Origin of the sequence: Mycobacterium riyadhense, assembly GCF_963853645.1 — a bacterium.
GTDB classification, from domain to species: domain Bacteria; phylum Actinomycetota; class Actinomycetes; order Mycobacteriales; family Mycobacteriaceae; genus Mycobacterium; species Mycobacterium riyadhense.
The window spans coordinates 1,527,206-1,539,236 of record NZ_OY970456.1 but is presented as its reverse complement, the minus strand read 5'-3'; the positions used below and the strand labels follow the sequence as shown (position 1 = coordinate 1,539,236).

Here is a 12,031-nt window from a genome sequence, read left to right as displayed (position 1 = left end):
CGCGGCACTCGCCGGCGCCTGCCAGCGACCGGGCACCCGAACCTAGGCAGCGAACGGGTCAGAAGTGGAAGAATCCCGACTGGCTGTCGCTGGTGTTGAACCCACCCGTGCTGTTGACGCCGGAGTTGAAGAGGCCCGACGTGCTGGTCAGCTGGACGGTACCAGGGGGGATAAACACAAAGCCGTTGTCGCCGGAATTTCCGATGCCAGTGTTGGAGAAGCCCATATTGAACATGCCTACGTTGAAGCCGTCGCCGATGTTGTAGACGCCCGCGCTGCCTTGGCTCGAGTTGAGGAAACCGGAGTTGCCCTCATCAAAATCGACTACAATGTCAGGAGGGAACGGCGGCGAGGGTAGTGGTTTGCTAGTCCCAAACTGCGTATTCTGGAAGCCGGAGTTACCATCACCCGTGTTGTTAAATCCGGAATTACCGGTGCCATTATTGCCGAAGCCCGAATTCGGACCACTCTGCGTCTCCGCGCTGCCGACGGATGTATTCAGGTTGCCCGAATTCAGCACGCCAGTGTTGGTGTCGCCCGAGTTGCCCCATCCCGTGTTGGTGGAACCCGCGTTAAAACCGCCGGTGTTAGTGTTGGCAGAGTTGAAGCTGCCGGTGTTGAAACTCCCCGAATTCCCCCAGCCCATGTTCAAGTCACCCGAATTCCCGGCGCCCATATTATTCGAGCCCGAGTTTCCGAAACCGAAGTTGGTGCCACCCCCATTTCCGAAGCCGGTGTTGCGGTTACCCTCGTTCCAGAAGCCCGTATTGGTGTCACCGGAATTCGCGAAGCCAAAGCTACCATCGCCCGAGTTGAAGAAGCCCACATTGTTGTTTCCCGAGTTGAAGAATCCGATATTGTTGTTGCCCGAGTTCCCGAAACCGGTGTTTCCGGCCCCCGAGTTCAACGCACCAATACCCACCAGATTATCGCCGGTGAGCCCGAAGCCAATGTTGTTGTTGCCGTTGTTCCCAAACCCGAAGTTAAAATTACCAATGTTGCCGAACCCAATATTTGAAGAACCGATGTTGGCGCTTCCTACATTGAAGGCACCCTGATTCGCGCTGCCGAAATTGGTCCCGCTACTGAAATCCATGGAGTTGAATGTGTTACCGCCCCCGAAGTTTCTGTCACCAATATTCCCCCAGCCGAAGTTTCCATTACCCTCGTTTCCGCCGCCAAAGTTGAGGCGACCGAAGTTCCCGCTGCCGAAGTTGGTGTGACCTGTGTTGCCGCTGCCCAAATTGTAAGAGCCGAAGTTGCCACTGCCGAGGTTTAAGTTGCCGATGTTTCCGCCACCCAGGTTCAGATTGCCGAAGTTTCCGCTGCCCAAGTTGAACGAGCCGTTGTTGCCACCGCCCGCATTCCAGTTGCCGATGTTCCCCAAACCCGTATTGATGGGCGGGATAATGCTCGCCGCAGGCGCCGCAGCCGCGCTGGCCACCTGACCCAACCCCGGCAGGCCTCCCAGCACCTGCTGCCAGGACGGCAACGCCGCCGCAGCCGCGGCCGCGCCACTGTGATAGCCCACCATCGCGGCCACATCGGCGGCCCACATCTCCTCGTAAATGCCCTCCGCAGCCGCAATCAACGGCGCGTTCTGACCTAGAATGTTCGCCCGCACCAGTTCCACGAACGCATTGCGGTTAGCCGCCACCGCCAGCGGAGGAATCGTGGCCGCCCGCGCCGCGTCAAACGCCGCCGCTACCGCCTTGGCCTGAGCCGATGCCCCCGCGGCGCGAGCAGCGGCCGCACCCAACCAGCTCGCGTACGGCGCCGCCGCTGCCGCCATAGCCGCCGCCGCCGCACCCTGCCACGCCTGACCCACCAACCCCGATGTCACCGTGCCAAACGAATCCGCGGCCACCCCTAATTCCGTAGCCAACCCACCCCAGGCGGCCGCAGCATCCAACATCGGCCCCGACCCCGCCCCAGCGAACATCCGCAACGAATTGATCTCCGGCGGCAACACCGAGTAGTTCATCAGCCTGTCCTTTCCGTGGGTCGCTACAGAACCTCACTCGAGGACAAAGCTAGGAAATTCGCGGCGAAATATCCGGGATTCACCGAATAATTCCGGCTACCCGAAGAAATGTTTCAGGCCGCCGTTGCGGTGTCTGCCACGGTCACCCTGATTTGGGCATCGCCTCCAGCCCATGCTCGATCCGGCCGGGCATGCCGCCCAGCTGGTGCACTGAGTCCTGGCAGACTATGCCGGACCGAAAATACCCGCCTGAAAATCGCCGCGGTTGAATGCGCCTGCGTCATTGTTGCCCGAGTTCCCGATTCCGCTGCTCTCATCGCCCGTATTCGAGATGCCGGAGCTGAACTCACCCGTGTTGAAGAAGCCCACGTTTCGCAAGCCCTCATTGCCCCAACCTGTGTTTCGGCTGCCTGAATTATTGATGCCGAATTGAAAGTCGCCTGAGTTATTGAAACCTGAACTCACTCCGGAGCCCGTATTCGTGTTCTGGAAGCCGGAAGTGTCAGTACCGGAATTGAAGAACCCGGAGAGACCGGTGCCGGTGTTGCCGAAGCCCGACGACGTCACACCAGCTGGGTTGATCGAGCTGCCGAATCCGGTGTTGAGATCCCCGGAGTTGAACAGTCCGGTGTTCGTTCCGCCTGAGTTCCCGAAGCCGGTGTTTACGCTGCCGGAGTTGAACCAGCCCGTATTTGCCCCTAGCCCGGTGCTCAAGCCGGGGGCGCCACCCGCATTGAAACTGCCGGTATTGCCCACACCCGCGTTAGCCGAACCCATGTTGAAGTCGCCGGAGTTCCCATTGCCGACGTTTGAGTCGCCCGAGTTGCCGAAACCGAAGTTCGTGAAGCCGGCGTTCCCGAAGCCAGTGTTGACGTTGCCCGAGTTCCAGAAGCCGGTGTTGGTTTCACCCGAGTTCCCGAAGCCGAAGTTGCCATTCCCCGAGTTGAAGAAGCCGAAGTTTCCATCGCCGGAGTTAAAGAACCCGATGTTGTTGTTACCCGAGTTCCCGAAACCCATGTTCCCGGTGCCCGAGTTCAGCGCACCAATACCCACCTGATTATCGCCGGTAAGCCCGAAACCAATGTTGTTGTTGCCGTTATTCCCAAACCCAAAGTTCAAATTACCCTTGTTCCCGAACCCGACATTCGAAGAACCAATGTTCCCGCTACCCACATTGAACCCACCCTGGTTCCCACTACCGAAGTTGGTCCCACTGGTGAAATCCATCGGGCTGAAGCTATTTCCGCCGCCGAAGTTTCCATTATCGATATTCCCCCAACCGAAGTTCCCACTACCGCTGTTGCCGCCACCAAAGTTGAGGCGGCCAAAGTTTCCGTTACCGAAATTGGTGTGGCCTATGTTTCCACTGCCCAAGTTGAAGGAGCCGAAGTTCCCGCTGCCGAAGTTCAGGTTGCCGATGTTCCCGCTGCCCAGGTTGACGTTGCCGAAGTTCCCACTGCCCAAATTGAACGAGCCCTTGTTCCCGCCGCCCACGTTCCAATTACCGATGTTCCCCAGACCCGTGTTGATGGCCGGAAGAACACTTGCCGCCGGCGCGGCAGCCGCGGCGGCCGTCTGACCCAGACCCGGCAAACCCGCCAACGCCTGCTGCCACGACGGCAACGCCCCGGCCGCCGCCACGGCCCCACCGTGATAACCCACCATCGCGGCCACATCGGCGGCCCACATCTCCTCGTAAATGCCCTCGGCAGCCGCGATCGCCGGCGCGTTCTGGCCAAAAATGTTCGACAACACCAACTGCACGAACGCATTCCGATTAGCCGCCACCGCCAACGGATGAATCATCGCCGCCCGCGCCGCCTCAAACGCACTCACCACCGCCTTGGCCTGAGCCGACGCCCCCGCGGCCCGCGCCGCCGCCGCACTCAACCAGCTCGCATACGGCGCCGCCACAGCCGCCATCGCCGCCGCCGCCGCACCCTGCCACGCCTGACCCACCAACCCCGACGTCACCGACCCAAACATCTCCGCCGCCGACCCCAGCTCCGCCGACAGCCCATCCCAGGCCACCGCCGCCTCCAACATCGGCGCCGACCCTGCTCCCGAGAACATTCGCAACGAATTGATCTCCGGCGGCAACACCGAGTAGTTCATGAGCCAATCCCCTTCCACTGAGTCATTGCAGAGTCGACCTATACGACGAGACTCTAGAAAAATCTCGGTCGAATATTTGCGGATTGGCGGATTTGGAGCCGTAGCATGCCTTTAGCCCAAATACGGGCGGGTGGCCAAGACGTAGATCGCCAACACCGCAAGCGGCGCTACCAACGGCAACCACGGCAACTGCAACGGGAACGACGTCGCGACCAACCCGACGAAGGTAAACCCCGCCGCAGCAATGATTGTCGGCGAGCTGCCCATGACCAAACCGGCCGTGGCGCCGGCTCCATGCCGGCACACCAGGTAGGCGGCGGCGCAGAGTCCCGAGAGTGCGGCGAGCACGTGCGGCCGATCGGACAGCGCTATCGCGGACACCGAGAGCAGCACGGCCAGCGTTGCCGCCGCGCGAACCACCGTCCCCACCGCCACGGCGATCACGGCTGCAACAGCAGCGATAATCGCCGGTCCGTGCGATCCGACCGCGGCTGACCCCACCATCAGCAGGCCGAACACCGGCGCGACAGCGTGGCTGCCAGACTGCGCGATGGACGCCATCTCAGCGCCTTCCCGCGAGCCGTCCCCGAAGCCGACGGCGGCGGATCGGCAGCGCACTCATCGACTGGTTCAGCGACCGTTCCCCCGGCCAGGACAGCACGTCGACACCGATGGTGGCCATGTCGCGATACATTGCGGAGCGCTGCAGCCCCCACATCCGGACCACCAGCGGGTCCTGCTCGGCCTCGAACGGAGATGTGTCGAGAACGTCGACAGCAACCACCACATGGCCGCGTTTGCGCAAGTCGATCAACGCCAGCGCGAACTCGGTGTCGAGCAGCGTGGAGAAGGCGATGACGATCCCTCCCGCGGGGACGGCGGCGCGCGGCGCCAGTGTCCCGGTGGTGTTTTCGAACCGGTCACCGGCTCCGAGCACGGTATCGAGCACCCGATAGAACTGGCGTTGGCCGATGTCGGCGCCCAGCCATCGTGGGCGGTTGCCCCCGAGCGCGACGATCCCGGCGCGATCGCCGTTTCGCAGCGCAGTCTGCACGACCTGAGCCGCACCGCGCACGACGCGTTCGGTGGCTTGGGTCGCCGGACCAGCGGGCTGCTGATAGGTGTCGATCAGAACCACCACGTCGGCGGCACGATCGGTCAACCGCTGCGTTACGTGTAGTCGGCCGCGGCGCGCGCTCACCGCCCAGTTCACGGCGCGCAGTTGGTCACCTGGGACATAGGGGCGTATATCGGCGTATTCGACACCTGGGCCGATGTGCCGGGTGAGGTGAGCGCCCAGCCGGTCGAGCAACTCGGTCTGTGGGATCGACGTCGACTGCGGCGGCGTCAGCGGAAAGACGATGACGTCGGCGGCGTCGACCGTCCCCGTCCCGCTCAACAGCCCGCCGCGCGCGACGACGTCGACGCGCGCCCGGATCGGATAGCGTCCCCAACGTTCGGCTTGGACCGCAACGGTTTTCGCTTGGCGAGAGTCAGATTCGAGAAGTTCGAGTTGCATTCCGTCGATGGCCGAGACCCTGAGCTCGACCACACCAGCTGCGGAATCCGTTGTTGCCCAGACCTTCACCCGTGCCTGCTCGTTCTCGAAGCAGCGCTGTGAATCCGGCTCCCCGCGCACATGAATCGTCGGGACGGGGCGCTGCCAACTAATCGAGCACAGCACACCGAGTAGCGGTGCCGCGAAAGCGATCAGCTGCCAGCGATCACCGATGACGGCAGTGGCCAGTGCAACTCCGGCGCAGGTGGCGATCGCCAGCGTCAGTTGCGATGCACGCCAGCGTAACTCGACTTCACGAATCTCGATCACACCGATCCGGTCACCCCATCGGCTCCCTTAGCTCGAGGCACCGGCAAGCGCTGCAACAGTTCTGCGACCACATCGGCGCCCTGAATTTTTCGCACCCACATCTCTGGACGCAACGTGATGCGGTGCGCGACCGTGGCAATCGCAAGCGCCTTGACGTCTTCTGGGATCACGTAGTCCCGGCCGAGCAGCAGCGCCCGGGCACGCGCAAGCTGCACCAGGTCGAGTTCGGCACGCGGACTCGCGCCTACGGCCACCTGCGGATGATTGCGGGTCGCCGTGGCCAGCGACACCACATAGTGCAAGACGTCTTCGTGCACTGTCACCTGCTCGACCGATTCCCGCATAGCCAGCAAATCGTGCGCGTCCACGACCTGGTTCACCGTCGGCTCTGCTGAACCGCGTTCGAGGCGACGGCGCAGCATCGAGGTTTCGTCTCGCTCCGAGAGATATCGCAGTTCTAGCCGGATCGCGAACCGGTCCAGTTGCGCCTCGGGCAAGGGATAGGTGCCTTCGTACTCGATCGGGTTGTCCGTGGCCAGGACGATGAAAGGCATTGGCAGGCGGTGGGTTTGGCCGTCGATACTCACCTGGCCCTCAGCCATCGCCTCCAGCAGCGCCGCCTGGGTTTTGGGTGGCGTGCGGTTAATCTCGTCGGCCAGCAGCAGGTTGGTGAAGATGGGCCCGCGCCGAAACTCAAAGCGTCCCGACTGCATGTCATAGATGGTCGAGCCGAGCAGGTCGGCCGGCAGCAGATCGGGCGTGAACTGGACCCGCGTGAATTCGAGTCCCAGCGCCGCGGCGAAGGATCGCGCGATCAGCGTCTTGCCCAGGCCGGGAAGATCTTCGATCAGTACGTGCCCACGCGCCAGCACTGCGGTGAGGATCAGCGTCAGCGCCGAGCGCTTCCCCACAACGACCCGTTCGATCTCGTCGAGCACCGCCTCGCAGTGGGCGGTAGTCGTAGCCGCCGGCATGCTCATAGTTCAGTCATGGTTGAGTCATATCTGTTCTAACCTTTGCAGGATTTCTTCTAGTGCACCGCGACCGGGACCGGGCTGGCGGTCGCTGGTATGCGTGACGTTGTTCGGGTTGACCCATTCCCATAGTGCGGCGCCGAACAACATTTGGCCGGTGGCAGCAAAGGCCGCCGGATCTCTTGCCTGCCGTTGCCCGGTGGCGATTTCGAACCGCCGGGCAAGCATCGGGCGCAGGTGCCGGTCCCAGTCCGCGCGGGTAGACTCCGACCACCGGATTGTCGTTTCGGTGTTGGACAGCCAGCGGCGCAACCCCTCTCCCATATCGTCGGAGTACGGCTCGGCCACGGGTTCGTTCGGATGTCCCAGAACTCGGCGAATGTTGAGCAACACCAATGCCAAGGCGACTCCCGCCGCGGCCAGCACATACCGGCGATCTTGCAGTATCAGCGCCAGTAGCTCTGTTCCGGCCATGAGGCAAACACCCAGTGTTATAAGCTTTTTCATATCGAACTCCGGGCGTCCAGCTCGTCGAGAACCAGCCGTAGTATCCGCACCGCAACCTCGCGGTGCCCCTCGTTCATCACATGCGGACTAAATCGCGCCTCGGCGAACAGGTCCACCAGCACGACGGCGTTATCGGCGTGCAACGCATGGTGTTCCACGGCTCGGGCGAGGACTTCGGTTGGGGTGTCGAAGTCCTGGGGTGCAGCTCCGGGAACATTGGCGAGTTCACGTTCCATCGCGGCATAGCACGCAATGATCGCTTGGCGTGGTTCGCGACTAAGGTCGGCGATCTCGGCCAGTCCGACTTCAGCTGCCCGAACCAGTGATTCCGAACTTCTTGGCGGCGGCGGGATTACGACGTCATCTTCGGCGACGAGGCCCGGTGTCGGTGTGCGCCGGCGTCGCCGGGTAGCGATAGCCGCCCCCGCGACGAGCATCAGGAGCAGCGGTACCGTGCTCGCAATCAGGATATCGAGCGTGTCCCTGGTGTTCGTGTGGCGTGACTGGGGTTGCTCTGGCGGTGCGCCGCCGTTGACCGATGGCGGCGCACTCGAATCCTGGGTGGGGGCTTCGAGAACGACCTCGGGTGGCGCGAATAGTCGGGAAAGCAGTAGCACGATAAGTAGCCAGGCCAGGATCACCCCGAATCCGATCAATAGCGCGCGCCAACTTGGGCGCCCTTTGCCGGTGCCAAGCATGTCGGACAGATCGCCCACGCTGGGAGCCACCGTGCGGGGATCCCGGAGCCGCGTGACGATGGCGAACGCCAGAATGGCGAGCGTCGCCGCGATGGCCGTGACAATGAACATCAACGCCGCCCGATTGCCGCCTGCCTCCGCAAGTCGTGACCCGTGGCGAGCCGGAAGATAGCCGCGGAGCGCGGCCGCCACCACAATCAGCAGAGCGATCAGGACGATAATCCGCCCCGTGGGCTTGTCGGACATCAACGCGTCCGCCTCATAGCCGAAGGCTAGCGGCGTTGAGTCGTGCGGGTCTAGTGCTGTCGTACCCCTCGCCGACGCAACCGGCACCAATCGCTGTCAATGTGGTGCTCTCCGATCAAACCTTGTTCGGGGACGACTCCGCCCCGGCGGTGGTCGACGGCTATGGGCCAATACCCGCCGGGGTGGCGCGCAACCTGGTCAGTCAGGCAGTGACCGATCGACGTTCCCGGACAACCCTGAGACGCCGCTATGCCCACCCCAAGACCGGCGCGTTGGTGGCCTTGGAATCACGCTCACGGCGGTTCCCGCGCGGACTCGCCGAGTTCATCGGGCTGCGAGATCAGCGATGCCGCACCCCATATTGCGACGCCCCCATCCGACAGCGTGATCACGCTCAGCCACGCAGTCGCGGTGGACCCACCACTGCGGACAACGGCCTCGGATTGCGCGAGCGCTGCGACCACGTCAAGGAAGCACCGGGTTGGCAAGTCGCAGCCGGCGTCGAAAACGGCAGGCACACTGCCTAATACGTCACACCGACTGGGGCATCCTACCGTTCCACCGCGCCACCGCTACCCGGTTACCCAATGGTCGACGTCAGCGAAATGAGAGTCGCATTGCTGTCGCGCTGATCGACCTGCACGCCGCCTGACGATGACCGATCGCGCGTCCGGTCAGATCGGCGCGGACCGCCACTGCCCGTACGGCAAGCCTCATCGGGTAACCCCGTGTACGAGGATGGCGGTGGTCTGATCCACCCAGGTGTCACCAAGTTTGTCGTCCGGCGAGAGCAGCATCCGCAGCATCGTGGCTCCCCCGATCAACTCGATCAACCGCTCCGGATCAACATCGGGGTGCGCCTCGCCACGATCGACCGCCTCACGCAGCCGCACCCGCACCGCGGTGAACAGGTCGGCGAAGCGGGCAAGCACGCGGGCGTTGAGCTCGGCGTCGGCGGTCATGTCGGCCACCAGACCGGGCAGCGCGGCCCGGACCACCGGGGTAGTGAACACGTCGCGGGTGGCCTCGATCATCATCCTGATGTCTGCGGCGAAATCACCGGCGGGAGCCTCTAAAGCGGTGGGCGCGACCGGGAATGCCGCCTCGTGCACCAGTTCGGCCTTGCTCGACCAACGTCGGTACAGCGCGGATTTCGTGGTCCCCGCGCGTTCGGCGACGGCGGCCAAACTGAGGTTCGAATAACCAATTTGCACAAGCAATTCCGCGGTCGCCGACAAGATGGCGGAGTCGATGCGTGGATCGCGGGGCCGTCCGGCGCCGGGGGGCTTGTCAAGGAAGGACGGGTCTGCTTTCATAACGCTACCTACCGTATCGTAATTACTTCGCGAAGGAAGCCCCGTGGCCAATGAACCGGCCCTCGATAATGTAGACCGCCTGCAGCGGTCGAGCCGTGATGTCACCACACTGCCGGCGGTGATGTCGCGATGGTTGTCCACGGTGTTACCCGGCGGCGCGACACCCGAGGTGACCGTGGAAAGCGGCGTGGACGCCACGGGCATGTCGTCGGAGACCATCATCTTGACCGCTCGTTGGGAACAGGACGGCCAACCGACAGAGCAGAAGCTGGTGGCCCGGGTGGCACCGTCCGCCGACGATGTGCCGGTGTTCCCGACCTATCGACTGGACCATCAATTCGAAGTCGTCCGTCAGGTCGGCGAACTCACCGATGTCCCCGTCCCCCGGGTGCGCTGGATCGAGACCACCGGCGACGTTTTGGGAACGCCATTCTTCCTGATGGACTACGTCGAGGGCGTGGTGCCGCCCGATGTCATGCCCTACACCTTCGGCCACAACTGGTTCGCCGACGCACCCGCCGAACGCCAGCGCCAATTGCAGGACGCCACCGTCGGGGTGCTGGCGAAGCTACATTCGATTCCCAACGCAGAGAACGTATTTGGCTTTTTAACCGAGGGCCTCGTCGGCGATACCGCGCTGCGGCGGCACTTCAGCTGGGTGCAGTCCTGGTACGACTTCGCGGTCCCGGATATCGGTCGCTCGCCGCTACTGGAACGGACCTTCGAGTGGCTGTTGAACAACTGGCCAAACGGTGCCGCGGCGCGCGAGCCGGTATTGCTGTGGGGCGACGCCCGAGTGGGCAACGTCTTGTATCGCGACTTCAAACCGGTGGCCGTGCTGGACTGGGAGATGGTGACGCTAGGCCCGCGCGAGCTCGATGTTGCATGGATGATTTACGCACACAAGGTCTTTGAGGAACTGGCCGGTTTAGCGACGTTGCCCGGTTTGCCGGAGGTGATGCGCGAGGACCACGTGCGCGCCACCTATGAACGGCTCACCGGCGTGGAACTCGGCGATCTGCACTGGTTTTACGCGTATTCGGGCGTCATGTGGGCAATTGTGTTCATGCGCACCAGTGCGCGGCGGGTGCACTTCGGCGAGATCGAGAAACCCGGTGATGTGGAGTCGCTGTTCTATCACGCCGGATTGATGAAGCGTCTTATCGGAGAGGATCGCTAATGCTCGGACCGCTCGACGAGTACCCGGTACATCAGGTACCCCAGCCGATCGCGTGGCCGGGCTCTTCGGACCGCAACTTCTACGACCGCTCCTACTTCAACGCCCACGACCGCACCGGGAACATCTTCGTGATCAGCGGCATCGGCTACTACCCCAACCTCGGCGTCAAAGACGCGTTCCTGCTCATCAGGCGCGGCGATACCCAGACTGCGGTGCACCTTTCGGACGCTATCGACCAGGACCGGCTGCACCAACACGTCAACGGCTACCGGATCGAGGTCACCGAGCCGCTACGCAAATTGCGGCTGGTTCTCGACGAAACCGAAGGCATCGCAGCCGATCTCACCTGGGAGGGGCTGTTCCGCGTGGTCCAGGAACAGCCACATCTGTTGCGGTCGGGCAACCGGGTCACGCTGGATGCACAACGATTCGCCCAGCTCGGTACCTGGCGCGGACGGATCGTCGTCGACGGCGAGGAAATCGCGGTCGACCCCGCCACGTGGATCGGCAGCCGCGACCGGTCCTGGGGGATTCGGCCGGTGGGCGAACCCGAACCGGCCGGCCGGCCCGCCGACCCCCCGTTCGAGGGCATGTGGTGGCTATATGTGCCAATGGCGTTCGACGACTTCGCCATCGTGCTGATCATCCAGGAAGAGCCCAGCGGCTTCCGGTCACTCAACGACTGCACTCGGGTGTGGCGCGACGGTCGTGTCGAGCAGCTGGGCTGGCCGCGGGTCAAGATCCACTACCGCTCCGGCACCCGGATCCCAACCGGAGCCACCATCGACGCGACCGCCCCCGACGGCATGCCAGTCCACTTCGACGTGGAATCTAAGCTGCCGGTGCCGATTCACGTCGGCGGCGGCTATGGCGGCGATTCGGACTGGTTGCACGGTATGTGGAAGGGCGAAAAGTTCACCGAGAGGTTGACGTACGACATGACCGATCCGGCGATCATCGCGCGGTCGGGCTTCGGCGTCATCGACCACGTGGGCCGCGCGGTCTGCCGGGATGGGGACGCGGTTCCGGTGGAGGGCTGGGGTCTCTACGAGCACGGAGCGTTGGGACGCCACGACCCGTCGGGATTCAAGGACTGGTTGACGGTCGCGCCGTAACTTTCTCGCCGCGGTGAGTGTGCCTCCATAACACAGCCGGGCGTCAGGGCATTGTGCATTGTGCATCG

The 12,031-nt window shown here is 63.2% G+C and carries 10 protein-coding genes and 1 pseudogene; 3 read left to right on the top strand and 8 right to left on the bottom strand.

Going from position 1 to position 12,031, the window contains the following annotated elements:
- Positions 1-58: 58 nt before the first annotated feature.
- From AADZ78_RS06990 to AADZ78_RS06960, 7 genes are all read right to left on the bottom strand, one after another.
- The gene (locus tag AADZ78_RS06990; protein WP_085249757.1) at positions 59-1,984 is read right to left on the bottom strand and encodes a PPE family protein; all 1,926 of its coding nucleotides are present in this window, start codon (positions 1,982-1,984) and stop codon (positions 59-61) included.
- Between the two features lie 225 nt (positions 1,985-2,209).
- The gene (locus AADZ78_RS06985) at positions 2,210-4,099 is read right to left on the bottom strand and encodes a PPE family protein (RefSeq protein ID WP_085249756.1); all 1,890 of its coding nucleotides are present in this window, start codon (positions 4,097-4,099) and stop codon (positions 2,210-2,212) included.
- Positions 4,100-4,210: 111 nt separating this feature from the next.
- On the bottom strand, positions 4,211-4,660 hold the full coding sequence (locus AADZ78_RS06980; RefSeq protein WP_085249809.1) for a hypothetical protein: 450 nt from the start codon (positions 4,658-4,660) through the stop codon (positions 4,211-4,213).
- Between the two features lies 1 nt (position 4,661).
- Entirely contained in the window at positions 4,662-5,927 is a 1,266-nt protein-coding gene (locus AADZ78_RS06975) for a DUF58 domain-containing protein (RefSeq protein ID WP_085249755.1), read from the bottom strand.
- Positions 5,924-6,907, bottom strand: coding sequence for an AAA family ATPase (locus AADZ78_RS06970; protein ID WP_085249754.1), 984 nt, complete (start codon positions 6,905-6,907; stop codon positions 5,924-5,926). Before AADZ78_RS06970 ends, AADZ78_RS06975 begins: the two co-directional genes overlap by 4 nt.
- An 18-nt stretch (positions 6,908-6,925) precedes the next feature.
- Positions 6,926-7,408 carry a hypothetical protein gene (locus AADZ78_RS06965; protein WP_085249753.1) on the bottom strand — a complete coding sequence of 161 codons (483 nt, stop codon included), beginning with the start codon at positions 7,406-7,408 and terminating at the stop codon, positions 6,926-6,928.
- Positions 7,405-8,352, bottom strand: a complete 948-nt coding sequence (locus tag AADZ78_RS06960) for a DUF4129 domain-containing protein (RefSeq protein WP_085249752.1) — start codon at positions 8,350-8,352, stop codon at positions 7,405-7,407. The genes AADZ78_RS06965 and AADZ78_RS06960 overlap by 4 nt, the downstream gene beginning before the upstream one ends.
- Positions 8,353-8,429: 77 nt before the next feature.
- Between AADZ78_RS06960 and AADZ78_RS06955 the strand changes: the two are divergent.
- Positions 8,430-8,984, top strand: a pseudogene (locus tag AADZ78_RS06955) (HNH endonuclease); the annotation flags it as partial.
- Positions 8,985-9,065: 81 nt separating this feature from the next.
- Here AADZ78_RS06955 and AADZ78_RS06950 read toward each other — a convergent pair.
- Complete coding sequence (locus tag AADZ78_RS06950) at positions 9,066-9,668, bottom strand: TetR/AcrR family transcriptional regulator (RefSeq protein WP_085249751.1); 603 nt, start codon at positions 9,666-9,668, stop codon at positions 9,066-9,068.
- A gap of 43 nt (positions 9,669-9,711) precedes the next feature.
- Here AADZ78_RS06950 and AADZ78_RS06945 point away from each other — a divergent pair, with 43 nt between their 5' ends.
- Positions 9,712-10,848, top strand: a complete 1,137-nt coding sequence (locus AADZ78_RS06945) for a phosphotransferase family protein (RefSeq protein ID WP_085249750.1) — start codon at positions 9,712-9,714, stop codon at positions 10,846-10,848.
- Positions 10,848-11,963 (top strand): hypothetical protein, encoded by a 1,116-nt coding sequence (locus AADZ78_RS06940; protein ID WP_085249749.1) that lies wholly within the window; start codon positions 10,848-10,850, stop codon positions 11,961-11,963. Before AADZ78_RS06945 ends, AADZ78_RS06940 begins: the two co-directional genes overlap by 1 nt.
- Positions 11,964-12,031: the final 68 nt, after the last annotated feature.

Excerpts from the sequence above, each read along its gene's own strand:
- AADZ78_RS06990 (WP_085249757.1), bottom strand. The coding sequence starts at position 1,984 with ATGAACTACTCGGTGTTGCCGCCGGAGATCAATTCGTTGCGGATGTTC.
- AADZ78_RS06985 (WP_085249756.1), bottom strand. The coding sequence starts at position 4,099 with ATGAACTACTCGGTGTTGCCGCCGGAGATCAATTCGTTGCGAATGTTC.
- AADZ78_RS06980 (WP_085249809.1), bottom strand. The coding sequence starts at position 4,660 with ATGGCGTCCATCGCGCAGTCTGGCAGCCACGCTGTCGCGCCGGTGTTC.
- AADZ78_RS06970 (WP_085249754.1), bottom strand. The coding sequence starts at position 6,907 with ATGAGCATGCCGGCGGCTACGACTACCGCCCACTGCGAGGCGGTGCTC.
- AADZ78_RS06965 (WP_085249753.1), bottom strand. The coding sequence starts at position 7,408 with ATGAAAAAGCTTATAACACTGGGTGTTTGCCTCATGGCCGGAACAGAG.
- AADZ78_RS06960 (WP_085249752.1), bottom strand. The coding sequence starts at position 8,352 with ATGTCCGACAAGCCCACGGGGCGGATTATCGTCCTGATCGCTCTGCTG.
- AADZ78_RS06950 (WP_085249751.1), bottom strand. The coding sequence starts at position 9,668 with ATGAAAGCAGACCCGTCCTTCCTTGACAAGCCCCCCGGCGCCGGACGG.
- AADZ78_RS06940 (WP_085249749.1), top strand. The coding sequence starts at position 10,848 with ATGCTCGGACCGCTCGACGAGTACCCGGTACATCAGGTACCCCAGCCG.